At 38.8% G+C, this 16651-nt stretch carries 13 protein-coding genes and 3 tRNA genes; 9 read left to right on the top strand and 7 right to left on the bottom strand.

Annotated elements, in window-relative coordinates; all coding sequences use genetic code 11:
* Positions 1-159: 159 nt before the first annotated feature.
* The 5 genes from B3P16_RS24120 (at position 160) to B3P16_RS24100 (ending at position 6632) form a co-directional block, all read left to right on the top strand.
* Entirely contained in the window at positions 160-1494 is a 1335-nt protein-coding gene (locus B3P16_RS24120; RefSeq protein ID WP_286844862.1) for a metal-dependent hydrolase family protein, read from the top strand.
* A 237-nt stretch (positions 1495-1731) separates the two neighbouring features.
* Positions 1732-2541: a hypothetical protein gene (locus B3P16_RS24115; protein ID WP_070562848.1), complete on the top strand. Its 810-nt coding sequence runs from the start codon at positions 1732-1734 to the stop codon at positions 2539-2541.
* Positions 2541-3305, top strand: coding sequence for a methyltransferase domain-containing protein (locus B3P16_RS24110; RefSeq protein ID WP_070562758.1), 765 nt, complete (start codon positions 2541-2543; stop codon positions 3303-3305). The genes B3P16_RS24115 and B3P16_RS24110 overlap by 1 nt, the downstream gene beginning before the upstream one ends.
* A 9-nt stretch (positions 3306-3314) precedes the next feature.
* Entirely contained in the window at positions 3315-5465 is a 2151-nt protein-coding gene (locus B3P16_RS24105) for a sensor histidine kinase (RefSeq protein ID WP_286844859.1), read from the top strand.
* Positions 5466-5546: 81 nt separating this feature from the next.
* On the top strand, positions 5547-6632 hold the full coding sequence (locus tag B3P16_RS24100) for a hybrid sensor histidine kinase/response regulator (protein WP_286754239.1): 1086 nt from the start codon (positions 5547-5549) through the stop codon (positions 6630-6632).
* A gap of 99 nt (positions 6633-6731) precedes the next feature.
* Here B3P16_RS24100 and B3P16_RS24095 read toward each other — a convergent pair whose 3' ends face one another.
* From B3P16_RS24095 to B3P16_RS24080, 4 genes are all read right to left on the bottom strand, one after another.
* Positions 6732-7196, bottom strand: a complete 465-nt coding sequence (locus B3P16_RS24095) for a response regulator (RefSeq protein ID WP_046673283.1) — start codon at positions 7194-7196, stop codon at positions 6732-6734.
* A 244-nt stretch (positions 7197-7440) separates the two neighbouring features.
* Positions 7441-7513, bottom strand: a tRNA-Lys gene (locus tag B3P16_RS24090).
* Positions 7514-7676: 163 nt separating this feature from the next.
* Positions 7677-8411 (bottom strand): carboxypeptidase-like regulatory domain-containing protein, encoded by a 735-nt coding sequence (locus tag B3P16_RS24085; protein WP_139144916.1) that lies wholly within the window; start codon positions 8409-8411, stop codon positions 7677-7679.
* Between the two features lie 298 nt (positions 8412-8709).
* The gene (locus tag B3P16_RS24080) at positions 8710-11913 is read right to left on the bottom strand and encodes a S41 family peptidase (RefSeq protein ID WP_286844856.1); all 3204 of its coding nucleotides are present in this window, start codon (positions 11911-11913) and stop codon (positions 8710-8712) included.
* Between the two features lie 538 nt (positions 11914-12451).
* Between B3P16_RS24080 and B3P16_RS24075 the strand changes: the two genes are divergently transcribed.
* A complete protein-coding gene (locus tag B3P16_RS24075; protein WP_286754227.1) occupies positions 12452-13639 on the top strand; it encodes an MFS transporter in 1188 nt (395 codons plus the stop codon).
* 30 nt (positions 13640-13669) lie between these two features.
* Here the strand turns inward: B3P16_RS24075 and B3P16_RS24070 are convergent, their stop codons facing one another.
* From B3P16_RS24070 to B3P16_RS24060, 3 genes are all read right to left on the bottom strand, one after another.
* Positions 13670-14344 (bottom strand): phosphatase PAP2 family protein, encoded by a 675-nt coding sequence (locus B3P16_RS24070; protein ID WP_286768106.1) that lies wholly within the window; start codon positions 14342-14344, stop codon positions 13670-13672.
* Positions 14345-14515: 171 nt separating this feature from the next.
* Positions 14516-14587, bottom strand: a tRNA-Arg gene (locus B3P16_RS24065).
* A gap of 233 nt (positions 14588-14820) precedes the next feature.
* A tRNA-Tyr gene (locus B3P16_RS24060) sits at positions 14821-14904 on the bottom strand.
* Between the two features lie 287 nt (positions 14905-15191).
* On the opposite strand from B3P16_RS24060, the gene B3P16_RS24055 reads away from it, so the two are divergent.
* The 3 genes from B3P16_RS24055 (at position 15192) to B3P16_RS24045 (ending at position 16458) form a co-directional block, all read left to right on the top strand.
* Positions 15192-15824 carry a peroxiredoxin gene (locus B3P16_RS24055; protein WP_286754224.1) on the top strand — a complete coding sequence of 211 codons (633 nt, stop codon included), beginning with the start codon at positions 15192-15194 and terminating at the stop codon, positions 15822-15824.
* An 84-nt stretch (positions 15825-15908) separates the two neighbouring features.
* Positions 15909-16223 (top strand): thioredoxin family protein, encoded by a 315-nt coding sequence (locus tag B3P16_RS24050; RefSeq protein ID WP_046673204.1) that lies wholly within the window; start codon positions 15909-15911, stop codon positions 16221-16223.
* On the top strand, positions 16204-16458 hold the full coding sequence (locus B3P16_RS24045) for a DUF6952 family protein (RefSeq protein ID WP_046673203.1): 255 nt from the start codon (positions 16204-16206) through the stop codon (positions 16456-16458). Before B3P16_RS24050 ends, B3P16_RS24045 begins: the two co-directional genes overlap by 20 nt.
* Positions 16459-16651: the final 193 nt, after the last annotated feature.

Below are 16651 nucleotides of genomic sequence, written 5' to 3'. Positions count from 1 at the left end.
AATTTAGCGTTTTTGGCCGGCAGAGTGAAAATTTATAGCGAAAAAATTGAAATATATTGAATTTATGATTTAACTTAGAAGATATTTTTTCAAGCCAACATTAGTCGCTCGAATTAAAATTGATTTGTCATATTATATATTAACGTAATTCTCCAAATTATGCGTTTAGGTCAACTACTTACTTTATTTCTTTGCTCGGCTTTTATCCATGTCATCCAAGCACAGGAAAAGCAAGTTTTAATAGAAAATGTTAAACTGCTCGATTATAAAACTCAAATGTTAACTCCGCCAAAACATGTTTTAATAAACGGTAACACGATTCAAACCATTAGTACATCTCCTATTGACGTGCAAGGTAAGAATATCGTTAAAATAAACGCTAAAGGCAAAACCCTAATGCCTGGATTGATTGATGTACATGTCCATTTGGTATTTGGAGCTTTGACAATGCCTCAAATGATGACAAATGACCTTTCCGAGGAATTCTTGATCAACACGGTGGGGCTCTCGGCGCAACAGATGTTAATGCGGGGTTTTACAAGTGTACGAGATGTCGGTGGCCCTATATTTCCATTAAAGGCGGCGATCGACAAGGGTAAGCTTCTAGGCCCTAGAATATGGCCTTCTGGTGCTGTTGTTAGTCAAACAGCGGGGCATGGAGATTTTCGGACACCGGAGGAAAAATCGCGTCGTTTTTTTGGTATTGTCTCTCGTGCGGAGCGATATGGAGCAACATTCATCGCCGATGGTCGTGATGAGGTTCTGACTGCAGTACGAGAGAATCTGAGATTCGGAGCAAGTCAGATTAAACTCATGGCGGGTGGGGGAACTTCTTCAGCATACGATCCTGTGGATGTTACCCAATATACGCTAGACGAAATGAAAGCAGCAGTAGAAGCAGCCGAAGACTGGGGAACCTATGTCACCGTACATGCGTATACGCCAAGAGCAATTCGAAGAGCGATCGAAGCTGGTGTAAAATGTATAGAACATGGACAATTGCTCGACGAAGAAACTTTACAGCTGATCGCAAAAAAAAATATCTGGCTTAGTTTACAAAACCTGGTGGAAGATACGCCCTATATGGATCCACAACGAAGAATCAAGCGTAAACCCGTCATTGAAGGTCAGGAAAAAGTATGGCCAATGGCTAAAAAATATGGAGTAAAGCTAGCTTGGGGTACAGATTTCCTTTTTGAGCCGGAACTGAATAAAATGCAGAATGCTTTTATTTTGCGACTTCAAAAGTGGTTTACAAATGCCGAGATCATTAAAATGATTACTCAAGACAACGGTGAGCTTCTGCAGCTTTCGGGATTAAGAAGTCCTTATCCTGGCAAGTTGGGAATAGTAGAAGAAGGAGCTTTGGCAGATCTGATCCTTGTAGACGGAGATCCGCTTAAGAATTTAAAATTATTGGCAGATCCAGAAAAAAACTTTTTGTTGATCATAAAAGACGGTCAGATTCATAAAAATAGCCTCCAGAGGCATTAATATTTATAAGGTCAAATTTATTGTATCTCGAAAATCCACATCTTAAGATGATAAAATGTATTTTCGATGACATCAGTTAAAACGGGCTATTTTGGCTCGTCAAGGTGAAAAAGGAATCAAACAATTTTACCATCACATGGTGCAGGCGGTTGCATTACGGTATAATTTATTTGAAGAGTAAACACCTTTGCATTTAATTGATTAGTTTTGCGTTTAAACGATAAATCAAAGCATTCGGTGGCATTATTATTCAACGACGGGCGTCCAGTAGTAAGACTAAGAGCATTTCGGGCTATCGACGATCCCCAAACCTGTGAACGTTTCATAGAAGGACACGCGCATGTGTTAACTGCTATAGGCGTAAAGAAAGTAACTTCTTCCAAAAATGACTGGATGTACAATCCCGCATCATTCGTACTGATCGTAGAATCCCTTGATGGTGATAAAGTCTATGGTGGAGTACGTATACACGTATCTGGAGGGAGTGAACCACTTCCGATTGAACAGGCCACGGGAGCGATGGATGCCAAAATCTTAGACCTTGTTTATGATTATGCGCAACAGGGAACCGGTGAAGGTTGTGGGCTTTGGAATTCCCGGGAGATCGCTGGATATGGTATTGGCAGCATATTTTTGACGAGGGCTGGTGCCGCTATCAGCACACAGGTTGGCATTAAATCGCTCTTTGCTTTATGTGCTCCTTACACGGTGAAATTAGCAGAAAGTGTTGGCTACCGAATTGATACAAGTGTTGGAAATAATGGCACGTTCTATTATCCTAAGCTGGATCTGCTGGCTACGGTAATGATTATGCGTAATCTTGACACCTTGACCGAAGCCGATCAAGAAAACAAAGATGCAATTTTATCACTTCGGAATAATTCCAATATTGTCCGCATAGAAACTTTGCGGAATAAGGAAATTGAAATTCATTATCAAATCGATATTCCGAATCTCAATCAATGGGATTTAAATGAAATTATTAAAAACCTGAAACATACATCATTAGATCACAAACCAGATGATCGTAATTTAAATATCTTATAATGGACACTAAACATTATGGTGCCGGCTATTTAATGGATACCGGTGATTTTCTTAAACAATTAAAAATACATTCATATACTCCTTTTAATACGATTAAAGAGGGCGTTGTCGTCGATCTAGGTTGTGGCACTGGAATGGATGCCATCAATTTAGCTAATATGCTAGGCCATAACGTTCTTGTCGTTGGATTGGATCATGATAAGGCTTTAATCGAACATGCCAAAACAAGCAGTGTGGAGGTAAAGAACGTCGACTTTGTTCAGGGTGAAGTTAATCAACTTAGCTTTACAGATAATTCCATTGCTGGCATCAGAATGGAACGTGTTGTACAACATCTTCCGGAAGCACCGAAAATGTTTGCTGAGGTTCACCGTGTTTTGCGTGAAGGTCAACCCCTAGTCATCGTCGAGACGATCTGGAATAGCCTGACATTTTACAGCAAGCATGTGGGTATTGAGGCTAAGATATGCCATTATTTGACCGAAGAAAAAGTCAATAATGGCTGGGCTGGGAATAAATTAACTTCAGACCTATTGACTCAAGGCTTTAAACAAGTTCAATTGCAAACATTCTGTATGGTAGCCCGCTCGAAAGAAGAAGCCAACCGCTATCTTTTCTTAGATAAAATTCTTTTGGAGATGGTCGAAAAAGGGAAGTTGAGCACAGCTGAAATGGAGGAATTTCAAAACACATTGGACCAAGCTGATGAAGCGGGTTGTTTCCTTGTTTCTATGAATTTAGTTATTGCCGAAGCAAAAAAATAGCATATAGTGATGAAATGCTGGCTTAACTTGATCTTCTTATTTATTTTTACGTGCAGTTCAACTTGTTTTGGAGAGGTTATTATCGATCAACCGACGCAGCGTGTATTGATCGGATATGGTCTCGAGCGTTATATGGGGAAAGGAGAGCCTAACTTTGCGGATACTTCAGCTTCCTCCTTCCAGTCGTTAGAAAGCAAGGTACCCAATTTGGGCATATCACCCACTGACATCTGGTTCCGATTGCCTGTGACAAATAAGGGAAAAGAGAAACTTGAACTCTTGCTCGAAATTGCCTACCCTCTCTTGGATGAGGTCGAACTTTTTGTACCATCATCAAATGGGCATTATAAATCGATCAAACTGGGCGAGCATCAATCTTTTTCGGCTAGAAAATATAAGGTTCCTAATTACGCATTCGACATCCAATTACCCGGATATGAGAAAACGATCTTTTTTCTTCGTGTAAAAAGTACGGAACAGATTATTCTCCCGATCTATTTAAGTAACGAGCGCAGTTTCTTAAAAGAGATGAATGACGACAGTTTGATAAGCGGGATCTATATTGGTATTGTCGGGATTATGGCGATATACAATTTATTCCTGTTTTTTTCAGTTCGTGAAAGGGGCTATCTGTATTATGTCCTTTATGTTCTTTGTGCAGGAATAACACAAATGGGCATTAAAGGTTATAGTTTTCAGTATTTGTGGCCAAATTGGACATATTTTGCAACAAAAGGTCCTATTATCTTCGGATGTTTATCAGGCTTATGCGCCCTGCTTTTTGCAGATTCATTTCTTCAATTACCGAAAAATGCTCCTCGGTCAAGACGTGTGATTACTGTTTTTATCATCCTTTTTGTCGTTGGTAGCCTTCTTACATTGCTCAACCTTACACAACCAGCGTTCATGGTTATGCAGCTAACAACAGGAGCAGGCTCTTTATTTGTCCTTTACTTATCCTATCGGGTAATGATAAATGGCTATAAACCGGCTAAATATTTTGTTTACGGTTGGACAATTTTACTATTAGGTTCTGTCATCTTTTTATTGAAAGATTATGGCATTTTAAAATATAACGATTTTACGAGTAACGCCGTACAAATTGCATCTGTTGTGGAGATGGCCTTATTGTCCTTCGGTCTAGCTTATAGTATCAATATCTTAAAAGAAGAGAAAGAAGCATCACAAGTCAGGGAATTAGCGATCTCATTAGAAAACGAAAAGTTGATACGCGAGCAAAATATCGTATTGGAACAAAAAGTAGATGAGCGGACACGTGAATTAACAGAATCTAATGAGTCTCTACAAACCACTCTTACCCACTTGAAGGAAACACAATCTCAACTTGTCGAAGCCGAAAAGATGGCCTCTCTTGGTCAACTGACTGCGGGGGTTGCGCACGAGATCAACAATCCAATCAACTTTGTTACATCCAATGTCGCTCCATTAAAGCGTGATATCAAGATGATCTGGGAAACGCTGGAGGAGGTAGAACGTATAGCTTTTAAAGAGGGGATATCCGAAACGGAAAAGCAATTGCAGATCAAAAAATTCAAAGAGGACCTGGATATCGATTATCTGAAAACAGAGGTAGATTTTCTATTAAAAGGGATGCATGATGGGGCCCATAGGACCGCCGAAATAGTAAAGAGTTTGCGGATCTTCTCGCGCGTAGACGAGGATACATTAAAATTTGCAGATCTAAACGAGGGGTTGGAGTCAACAATGGTTATCCTCAATAGTTTATTAAATAACACGATTGAAGTTGATAAGATCTATAGTGATATGCCAAAGGTCGAATGTCATGCCGGCAAACTCAATCAGGTCTTTTTGAATATTGTGACAAATGCTATTTACGCCGTGAATAAGAAGTTTAATCACGATGTTGGTGGTAAAATATGGATTGAGACCGGAGTTCACGCGGATAATACCTCCGTCTTTATCAAAATCGCAGACAATGGTATAGGTATTCCAAAAGAAATTCATGAACGGATATTCGAACCATTTTTTACAACAAAAGACGTTGGCGAAGGTACTGGTTTGGGAATGTCCATAGCCTATAATACCATTGCGAAACATCATGGTAAAATTATCGTAGATTCAGAAGTGGGACAGGGTACAAGCTTTACACTCCTCATTCCAATTCAACAAAACAATTAATACCACTATAAACTTAAAATAGTTCAATTAACTATTATTTTTTCATATCTTTTGTAAGGGATAAAACCATATAATAAAATTATGCAGAGGGAGCTTGAAATATTATATATCGATGACGAAGTAAACAATTTGGTTAGCTTTAAAGCGAACTTTAGATACGATTACGCTATCCATACAGCATCCAATACGAGTGAGGCCGAAACGATCCTTCATGCTCATCCTGATATCCGTATTATCTTCTGTGACCAACGTATGCCGGATGAGATGGGCATCGATTTTTTGCACCGCATTAAAAAAGATTTTCCAAAACCAATCCGTATTCTTTTAACGGCTTATGCCAATATGGAAACTGTAATTGATGCAGTTAATAAGGGCCATATTTTTAGGTTTGTCCGAAAACCCTGGATGAATGAAGAAATCGTTTCCGCAATAGAAGAAGCTAATAAGTTTTATGTTGCAAACTCCATGCTAGAGGTTAAGAATCAAGAGCTACAAAAAGCTTATGATGAATTAGATAAGTTCGCTTATAGCGTTAGCCATGATCTTCGTGATCCATTGACCGGGGTTCTTTCTGCGGTGAAACTTGGATTAGAGTTTGACAGCATAGATCGTATCCATGAGTTGTTATCACTAATGGATAGTTCCTTGGTCAGCTTAGATGCTTATATTGACAGTCTGCGCGACTATTATCTTTTACGAAGAGGAGAACTCATGTTGTCAGCGATAAATTTCGAAGAGCTCTTTGGCAACATACGCCAGTTTTACAGCATGTATACGCAAAATAAGGATGTGGCTTTTGAAATTTCAGTGGATCAAAAAGAAATCTTTAGCGGAGACAAAGCACTTCTAGAACTGATTTTGCATAATCTTCTTTCTAATGCTTTTAAATATCAACGTAAAGGGCAGGAAAACCAGTACGTCAAACTCTCTGTATCCGTATCAGAACGTAAAGCTAAAATTATGGTGAGTGACAACGGAATAGGCATATCTCCAGAGTATGTTGAAGATATCTTTAAATTATTCTTTAGAGCCAGTGATCAAGCGAAAGGCATGGGATTTGGGCTCTATAATGTTCAGAATGCACTCTTAAAACTACAAGGGAAAATCGAAGTACAATCACAACCCAATCAGGGTACAACCTTTACCGTCGTCATACCGAGCAAATAATCCTTTCACTTTCGGCAATCCGATGCGATGGCAGCGAAGAGCATCACAAAGCAAACAGACATTTTAAATAAAAGTTGACTTTCCTAAAATTATAATCCTTTAGGAAAGTAGCTTTTGCCGAAGCAAAAACTCCAACTGATCATTTGAAGTCTCAAGTTGAGAATTAGTCTCCACAATTTTTTGGCGCTCAGCATAGACATCATAAGCGCGTTGAATCGTTTGATCGAGCTCCTCTTCACTCCAAGGCTTATTGAGGTAATGAAAGATTTTTCCTTTATTGACCGCATCAACGACAGCTGCCATGTCCGTATATCCTGTCAAAAGGATACGCATTGGGGCTGCATTGATCTTAATAATCTCTTCCAAAAACTCTACACCGGTCATTTCCGGCATACGTTGATCAGTAATGATAATATGTATCTGGTTGTTTTTGACAATATCGATTGCATCGGCACCACTAATTGCCGTAAACACTTTATACTTTAGTCGAAATGTCGCTTTAAAAGAAAACAGATTGTTTTCTTCGTCGTCAACGTACAATATCGAAATCTTCTTGTCTTCCATAAGCTTATCGTCTGAAATACAAATTTACGTAATAAATTCGCTGAATTAATAACAGATTAAAGAGTTTTATGTTTTCCTAGCAGAAATAATACGGGATAGCTGATAAAAATAATGGATTCGTTATCCGATGATTATAACATTCAACATTAGAAAAACGATTTAAAGTTAATAGCTGCCTAGGGAAAATAATCCAACTTGTATTGAAAAAAGCCATCCTACATTTGTAAAACGGCTTTTTTGAAAGTGACCCCGCTGAGGCTCGAACTCAGGACCCACAGATTAAGAGTCTGTTGCTCTACCAACTGAGCTACGAAGTCATTCGATAATCCAAATGTAAGGTTCACCGTAGAAAAAGTCAAGTGGAAAAGAATATTTTTTTGACTTTTATGACATTCAAGCGAGATTTTTGGCAGCTGTCCCATAAGAAAAACAGACTCAAATATGTCATTTAAACAAATTATTCTTTCGCTCCATAACGTCTTATTTCCTTGCCACAGCAATCTTTCCCATAATCATTGGCTTAACTTCCATTTTTATTGGTTTATCCAGTTGTATTTTACTCCCCTTTTTGATTGAAATCACAACCGTTTTATAGCCTAACATCTGTGCACGGAGCTCCTGATCTACCCGAAACAGAGATTGCGGTACCCAAAGTTGAAAATCTCCATTTTCATCCACTTGCGTACGGTAATTTCCCAAGGACACCTCTGTTCCCATCATACTTACATCGCTTCCAGCACAAACTACTTTACCTTTTATGCTTACTTTTGTGCTATCGGGGCTTCCTTTTAATGTTGAATTATCATTTGTTGATGAGCTAACCTGCCCCTGCTGCTTTATCTGATCATTTTCTGTTTTTGTTTGGACAACGACAACTTCTCCAGTCAATTTGTTTTGTGCTTGAGCAGCATGAAAGCTCAAGGATCCAACCAACAAGAGGCCCGCAGCGATCCCCGGCCATCTTCCTTGCCAAATAGGGTTTTTAGAAAAAGAAAAAGGGACATCCAATTCACGCATCAACTGATCTTCATAAAATCGACCACATAGCCCTTTACCGGCTTTTTTTATTTGATCTACAATTTCCTGATCATCCATCTGTGAAAAATCTACAACCATCTTCTCACATTGACCACAAAAACGCCCTTGTTCTTGTGGCGTCATCTTATCCCACTCTGCAGAGCAAGAGTCCTTCACTTGTAATATAATCTTTTCCATGTTGTCTCCTTTTTTTATATTTTGAGAAGGGATGCAGGAAAATCGACTATTGCATAATGAAACAGCAAAAAAATCACTAAACACTGATAAACAGGCAATTAATAACACACCTTAAAATTATATGTTGACTTTTTAGGGAAAGGGTGGCCCGAATGAAGTACATCATACGCTGAAGGGCGATATAGCAGAAATCGGAAGATCAGGTTCATAAAAATGCCCCCAGAAAGTGTCTAACTTTTTGGGGGCACTGCAACTTTGGACAGTTTATTTAAAGTAAGTAATGTTAGCGCTAACTTCTTTATTTTATACTGTCAAGAATTTCTTTTATAGCTCTTTCCAACTGCGGATCTTTATTTTCCATCCGATCTTGTACGGTATTTTTTACAAGAATATCTGGGGCAACTCCAGTTTGTTCGAGATCCTGACCATCAAGCGTATAACATCCCCAAGACGGAAGTCGATAGTTTGATCCGTCGACTAAGCCTTTAGCAGAAGTAAAAATAATCCAGCGATAGGTCTCATTACCGATGATTTTGCCCAACTTAAGTGCTTTAAAGCCCGCTGCAGTCATTTCAGCATCACTCAGCGATTGCTCATTAATCAATAAAACAATAGGCTTGGCAGATGGTGCAAAATTACTTTGTGGCGCACGTTTACCACCTCGGTATTGCCACTGTAAGTAAGGGCGTTGTGACAGGAATCTTAAAACCTCATCGTGTACATTTCCGCCTGTATTATAACGCAAATCTAAAATAATCCCTTGTTTGTTATTCTCCTGTTCGGCCATGTCGATCAAGAACCGCTGTAACTCAGTATCCGACATATTTTTCATATGTGAATAGGCTATCTTATTGCTACTCAACTGATCAACTCGACTTCGGTTATCTCTAATCCATTGGTCGTAGAGGAGATCTCTAAACACGGCGCTTGATACCGGACGAATGTTTGTCTGAATTTCCTTGCCATTACGATTCAAGGTCAATTGAATTTCTTCTTCCAGTGAAGGCCAAGTAAAATAACTATCGCGGTCTGCCTGCGTATTCAATTTTGTTCCGTTAATCGCGATGAGGATATCACCCGCATGAATATCAGCTTCTTTCTTTGCCGCGGGGCCATTCGGAACAATATAGCTGATCTTGTAAGGATTGCTGGAATTATAGGTCACACCGATTTCATTCGTTACAAAACCAAACGGCTTACGTTCTTCCTGTCCCATTGAACTGAAACCCAGATGCGACGAATTGAGCTCGCCCAACATATCATTTAAGAGGATGCGCAAATCTGTCCTATCGTTGATACCTGGAAGATACTTTTCATATTTCTTTTTTATCGCAACCCAATCCACTCCATGGAAGTTGCTATCGTAGTAATTTTCCTCTAGATTGGCCCATGTTTCATAAAACATTTGATTGAACTCTTTCTCGAGATCCCGATTGAATTTAAAACTCATTGTAACCGCATCAAGCTTATTCAAGTCAAGATTGTATTTCTGAATCGTTCCTCGGGTCAATACGAAGTATTTTCCCACCGACTCTACAAAATTCTCCATGCCTCCGTCAGCGACTTTTTCGGTTTTGGCCGGTGCAAACAACTCATATACGGTACGATAAGTACTATATTTTCCTTCATGATTGGATGAATAGAACAGATAGGATTTATCCCCCTTTTGTATCACCAAAGGATTAGATTGTGTTCCAAATGCAGGACTCACTTGCTCAATTCGATCACGCAGTCCTTCTAAATCCAATTGAACCAAACCAGCTTTCTTGGGTTCGGCTACCGGTATTGCGGTTGGTTTGCCCTTATCGACATCATTTTTCTTTTTATCCTTAGCGCCAGCTTCCTTCTTAGCTGTACCAGTTTTATTTACTGTTGTATCTTTCTTTTCGGGTGTTACAAATAATTCATCAAACTTTGCACTACGGTAAGGTTGGTCAAAGTTGGTCAATGCCATTCGGAAAATGCTGGAGTTTTGCATACCGGTAGGATAAGAAGGCTTAGTCCTATTACTCGCAAAATAAATATATTTACCATCAGGAGACCAATATGGTGCTGCTTCTGTAACTCCTGTATTTGTCAAATTAGTCGTTTGCTCATTTTTCAGGTTATACACAAAGATATCCTGTTCAAAATTGCGCATAGCTGTGAATAAAAGATAGTTTCCATCAGGGGAGAATGAGGGCGAAGAATTTTGAAATGCCCAGATTTCATCTTTAACCACTGTTTGGCTCTTCAAACTTGTCAAATCCAATATACGTACTTCATCACGACCACTGAGGTACACAGCTTTTGTCCTATCTGCATTGCATGTAATATCACGGTTGTTACGCAGATCTTGTGTCAATTGCTTTACCTCACCTTTACCGTCTGCTGTGCGTGAAAACCAGTTCTGGTAGCCTTGATACGTTTGGCTATAGAGTAATGTTTTACTGTCTTTAAGCCATTTAACCTCCATGACACGTTCTCCCTGACCGGGCATCTGACGAACAAACTTTCCTTCAATATCCGAAACGAACAATTCGCCACGTGATACAAATGCCATTTTCTTTCCGTCCGGAGAAACGTCGAAATTACTGATGTTACCTGAAATGTTAAACTCTTTCAGCTTTCCTAGCACTTGATTGCGGTTAAGTGCGATGTTGGGCTGTACGGTTTTCTTTCCATTGACATCATAAATATAAAGCTGATAGCCCTTTTCAAATGCCACTTTAGTACCGTCTGCCGCGACAAACGGACGTTTGATTGATTCTTGGAAAGAAGTCAATTGAGTTTTCGACTTTCCCGTTAGTTGATAAAGGTTGTACTCACCATTGCTTTCATCGGAGACATAGAATATGTTTCCTTTTTGGTCCACAGTGGGCCAAAAATCCTTACCGATATAATCTGTATACTGTTGAAATGCCTTTGTTTTGGGATTATAAGACTTGATATCTGGATTGAAAGCACCTTTATATCGCTTGCGGTTCGCCGAGCTATAGCCTTCCCAGCTGTCATTGAATAACAATTCTCCCGAAGGAGTTGGCACCACGTTACTGATATAATTAAAGACATGTGGAAATAACCTTGTCGCCGTACCTCCATCCAAAGCAACTTGATAAGCGCTCATTCTATTGTAACGCGATGATGTGAAATAAAGCGATTTGCTATCCCAGCTCCAGCTGTCCACTTCGTCCGAAGCATCATGCGATGTCAGCTGCCTTATATCTCCACCCGCCAAGGGCATTACATAGACATCCATATTACCGTTTTGATTGGCCGAAAAAGCCAACCATTTTCCATCTGGGGAAATTCTTGGATTGATCTCATTTCCTTCCATTCCTGTTAACCGTACCGCAACACCACCTTGACTTCCAACTTTCCAAAGGTCACCTTCGTAGCTGAAAACCATTTCCTTTCCATCGGGACTTAAAGTCGGATGGGATAAAAACGTGGGTTGTTGGGCAATAACACAGGTTGTTCCAGCATAGGCTAGAACTGTACTTAAAATTAGTTTCTTTATCATGTTATCTAGGAGGCTAATAATTGTTTGCCAATACAAAGGTAGAATAGGTATTGAACAAACCACCATGAAATAGCGAAGAATTTTATATTTTTATTCCTTCACGACATCAGCATTTAATTGTTGACTTTCTCCCGTTATTTCACTGCTATTATTTTCTAATGATATGGAAGCCCAAACCTCTTCTATTTTGACTACCACATCGAATATCTTCTTAAATTAAAGTATGCATACAAATTAACTGAAACAAATGTGTCTATTTTCGGTTCCTATACAAGGAATGATTACGTATAATATATGATATTGAATAAATAGGTTTAACCGAATTCAAAAAGCACATCGTATTATTTTCTTACCGGAAGATTGAGGCAGAAGATAATTGTCAAAACTAGCGCATATAATTATCGTCGCGTCGATATGCTATTTAAATATAGGCATATTTCGTATCCTTATTGCAACCTAAACATTCAAATATTTTTTGAATCATTATATTTTTTAATGGGATACTTATCCTTAACTTTGCACCCTCAAATCAGAAACTATGGACGCAACGTTAACTCACTCAGAAGAAGATCTTTATAAGAAACGAAATCGCATAAGAATTGCGGTATCGCTTTTCTTTTTTTGCCAAGGTATCGCGTTTGCATCTTGGGCAAGCCGCATCCCCGTTATCAAAGCTCATCTCAACTTAAGTGAGGGTCAATTGGGGACAATTTTATTAATGCTTCCAGTCGGACAACTTGCAACGATGGCTCTTTCAGGAAAATTGGTTACAAAATATGGAAGTGCTAGCGTTTTGCGTATCGTACCCATCGCTTACACCTTGGTCTTGTGCTCCATCCCCTTTGCGCAGAATGCCTGGCAGTTAGGAGGCATACTATTTCTATTTGGTGTAACCGGTAATATGTGTAATATATCTGTTAATACACAGGGTGTCGCAACGGAGCAGGTTTTCAAAAAATCAATAATGACTTCCTTTCATGGAGCCTGGAGTATCGCTGGTTTCACAGGAGCACTAGTAGGCTTGTTAACGATGAATTTTGGACTGAACACCTTTTACCATTTTTTAATCATATTAGTCATTGTCACAGCGAATACACTAATCAACCAAAAGTATTTGGTTCCTGGCAAATCTCCTCAAAAGGAAAAGCGCAGTTTTTTCTCTAAACCAGAAGGTGGCTTACTTCAGCTCGGCATCATCGGCTTTTTCAGCATGGCAACTGAGGGGGCAATGTTCGACTGGAGTGGGGTGTATTTCAAGGAGATCGTTCAGGCGCCAGAGAAATTTGTTGTCGTTGGCTACGCTTCATTTATGATCATGATGGCTACTGGGCGCTTTGTTGGTGATGCTGTCATTCGGAAATTGGGCCGAAAAAGGACCCTGCAGTACAGTGGCCTACTGATGTTCATCGGGATGATGACATCGGTTATTTTTCCCGAATTTATCATCTGTACCCTAGCTTTTATGTTGGTCGGTATCGGTGTAGCTTGCAATGTCCCCTCCATCTACAGTATTGCCGGACAGAACAAAAATGTGCCCTCTGGAGTGGCTTTGGCCATGGTTTCAAGCATTAGCTACTTGGGCTTTTTAATGGGACCACCTTTAATTGGGTATATTGCTGAAGCCTTTAGCCTACGCTATTCCTATGGTGTTTTTGCCTGTTTCGGACTGTTGATGTTTATAATGGTTGGACGATTATCTTTATTCAAAGACACAAGCCAAACCTAATCGAACGATGGAAGTATCTTCTTACTGAATTTAAAGTTTGACCTGAAGAAATCTCGTGCTAAATGACATGCGTTTATTTTTCAAGACATAAGACATGGCAAGTAAATAAAAACAAGCCGTACCGCTTCCTAAAATTGATCCAAACCAAACATCTTCTACGAAATGCTGCCCCAAATACACCCGAGAGTAAGCTGTTAATGCAGCGAGAATAAATACAGTTATACCAAAAGCTTTATTTTTTGAGAGAATAGCTAACGTAGCCGCCAGCGCAAAGGCCGAAGTTGTATGTCCGGAAGGAAAGGAGTTAAAGTGCGCTACACGCAACCAAGAAACAACATGGAATGTAGGATCTCCATGAAATACGGTTGCCGGTCTATCGGCATCGAAAAGGTTTTTCAGTATACAGCAGATCAGCCCCGAGAAAATATATGTCCCCAGGATAGCTCGGGCAAAATTCCATTGCTGCGTACAGCAGTAGGCAATAAAAACACCTATAACAAAAAGACCGTCTCCAAAATAAGTCTGTATTGTAAAAAGAATATCAGCCCAAAATGAATGTCGAGTATTCACAAAATGGAATGCATCTTCCTTCGGAATAAATATAACAACAGCTGTCATTAAGACTATCCAAATGCTAAAGCAAGCAAAAAAAGCAGGGTTAGCTGCATATACCTTTCTAAATTGGTATAATAAAAATTTTCCCATTCAATTTATATTATCGGATTACAGGCCAAAAGTAAAATTGCTGTAAATAATTATCCGAAAATAATCATTCCATTAAAATTTACAATTCTATTACCTATTTATTTTGATAAGAAAAGGAAAAGTTTTATTGAATAAACAAAAAAAGCGATGGAAATCCATCGCTTTTCTCAGTAGCCCCGAGCAGAATCGAACTGCTATCAAATGTTTAGGAAACATCTATTCTATCCGTTGAACTACGGGGCCCTTTCAGAAGCCAAACTTAGGCTTATTTTATATATAAGTCAATAGCTAGTCTAAAATCCTGTTATATTTTTTTAAAAAAGAGAGGTAGCCACTATATAGACTCATTATACCAAAGCGATTAACATTGACCATAGCCAAAATATATATCAAAATCGTTTCACGTACGATGGAATAGTCACGATCAACCGCAAATTTAGAACCTGTAAAATAGACTGGATTTAGAAAAGAAAAAATGGTGGAGGGAGAAGGATTCGAACCTTCGAAGCCGAAGCAACGGATTTACAGTCCGTCCCATTTGACCGCTCTGGAACCCCTCCAGCATTGTGCTGTTCTAGAATTGAACGTCGCAAAAGTAGCTTTTGATTTGCAAAACTGCAATAATTTTTTGGTATAAATCTGTAACTAGCGCAGTATGAATTCATTTATTTTCAAGCAACATATAAATGGTCTGTTAATCATCAGATCAACCTATCATTATTATAATAAAAACTTATTGTTATAATCTAGTCATAATAGATTTTGACGATAGTGTATTGGTAAAATCAATTCGCTTTTTGGATCGAGTTGCTGTATCTTTGTGTCAACAAAAAAAGAAAGATATATTATGAGTTTCACAGGTAAAAGTTTTCCAAGCATTACAGTAGATGCAATTGATTATTTAGGCGACAATTTACAGATCAACATTTTTGAAAAAGCAGTTAAAGAAGGTAAAAAAGTGCTTTTATTTTGGTATCCAAAAGATTTCACTTTCGTATGTCCTACTGAATTACACGCTTTTCAAGAAGCTGCTGCTGAGTTTGAAAAACGCAATACAGTCTTAATCGGCGCTTCTTGCGATACAAATGAAGTACACTTTGCTTGGTTAAACACAGCAAAAGATAACGGTGGAATTGAAGGTGTTGAATATCCTCTATTGGCAGACACCAACCGCAACTTATCAAGTATATTGGGAATCTTAGATGTTCAAGAAGTTGAACACCCTGAATACGGAACATTGGCACAAGGTTCTGCGGTTACTTATAGAGCAACATATTTGATCGACGAAACTGGCCGTGTATTCCATGAATCAGTAAACGACATGCCTTTGGGCCGTAACGTTAAAGAATACTTACGTTTGATCGATGCTTACGCTCACGTACAGAAATTTGGCGAAGTGTGTCCTGCAAACTGGGAAGAAGGTAAAGATGCAATGAACGCAGATAGAAAAGGTGTAGCTGAGTATTTAGCTAAACACTAACAATACAAGACCACAGTGTCTTTTCGACAGGAGCTTTTCCCGGCTCCTGTTGATTTCTCCAACAATCACCTTAAAAATAAAATCATGTTACAAGAATTAGAAAACGATAATTTACAAGAAATTGTAAACAATAACGATATTGTAATGGTTCAGTACTCCGCAACTTGGTGTGGTAACTGTAAAATCATGAAACCGAAATTCAAAAAATTGGCTGGCGAAAATGATAGCGTACCTTTTGTTATTGCTGATGCAGAAAAATTTCCTGAATCCCGCAAACTAGCAAATGTCAATAATCTACCCACTTTCGCTGCTTTTAAAAACGGTAAATTAGTCAATCAGGTACAAACAAATAAGTTAGACGCATTAGTAGAATTATTCAATGAAACTACCAGTAATTAAGCATTTGACAGAGTTCATCGAGCAGAATGATGTAGATTATGTCTTGGAAACAATCGAGACACTGGAAGCTTTAACCGAAGCTCCTTTGAAAGATGAAGAACTTGACGTTCTTGGTGAATTGATTTCAAACCTATACGGAGCTGTAGAGGTAGATAAATTAATTAAAGAAGGTAACTCCAAAAAAGACGCGTTAAATATGTTTATGAAGCGTGTTCTAGGCGCCATTGATAAATAGTGTTTGGTCCCAAAAACATTCGTGTGAAACTTTCTTTAAAGGTTGCTCCTGTCGTTTTTGAGCATTTGAAACATAGAAACTAAAATCGATTGAAATTTGTCAAACAAATATACAATTGGCTTTAGACCAATACAGATTTTTTTGAAGGTAGCGGAAAACCTATCTTACCTTAAATATCGCTGTATTGCAGCAT

Source organism: Sphingobacterium sp. UBA7631, from assembly GCF_002483935.1.
Taxonomy (GTDB): domain Bacteria; phylum Bacteroidota; class Bacteroidia; order Sphingobacteriales; family Sphingobacteriaceae; genus Sphingobacterium; species Sphingobacterium multivorum.
Note: the sequence above shows the minus strand (reverse complement) of the source record. Positions and strands in the feature narration are given on the sequence as shown.

Excerpts from the sequence above, each read along its gene's own strand:
- B3P16_RS24070 (WP_286768106.1), bottom strand. The coding sequence starts at position 14,344 with ATGGGAAAATTTTTATTATACCAATTTAGAAAGGTATATGCAGCTAAC.
- B3P16_RS24080 (WP_286844856.1), bottom strand. The coding sequence starts at position 11,913 with ATGATAAAGAAACTAATTTTAAGTACAGTTCTAGCCTATGCTGGAACA.
- B3P16_RS24105 (WP_286844859.1), top strand. The coding sequence starts at position 3,315 with ATGAAATGCTGGCTTAACTTGATCTTCTTATTTATTTTTACGTGCAGT.
- B3P16_RS24075 (WP_286754227.1), top strand. The coding sequence starts at position 12,452 with ATGGACGCAACGTTAACTCACTCAGAAGAAGATCTTTATAAGAAACGA.
- B3P16_RS24050 (WP_046673204.1), top strand. The coding sequence starts at position 15,909 with ATGTTACAAGAATTAGAAAACGATAATTTACAAGAAATTGTAAACAAT.
- B3P16_RS24045 (WP_046673203.1), top strand. The coding sequence starts at position 16,204 with ATGAAACTACCAGTAATTAAGCATTTGACAGAGTTCATCGAGCAGAAT.
- B3P16_RS24100 (WP_286754239.1), top strand. The coding sequence starts at position 5,547 with ATGCAGAGGGAGCTTGAAATATTATATATCGATGACGAAGTAAACAAT.
- B3P16_RS24085 (WP_139144916.1), bottom strand. The coding sequence starts at position 8,411 with ATGGAAAAGATTATATTACAAGTGAAGGACTCTTGCTCTGCAGAGTGG.
- B3P16_RS24110 (WP_070562758.1), top strand. The coding sequence starts at position 2,541 with ATGGACACTAAACATTATGGTGCCGGCTATTTAATGGATACCGGTGAT.
- B3P16_RS24055 (WP_286754224.1), top strand. The coding sequence starts at position 15,192 with ATGAGTTTCACAGGTAAAAGTTTTCCAAGCATTACAGTAGATGCAATT.
- B3P16_RS24095 (WP_046673283.1), bottom strand. The coding sequence starts at position 7,196 with ATGGAAGACAAGAAGATTTCGATATTGTACGTTGACGACGAAGAAAAC.
- B3P16_RS24120 (WP_286844862.1), top strand. The coding sequence starts at position 160 with ATGCGTTTAGGTCAACTACTTACTTTATTTCTTTGCTCGGCTTTTATC.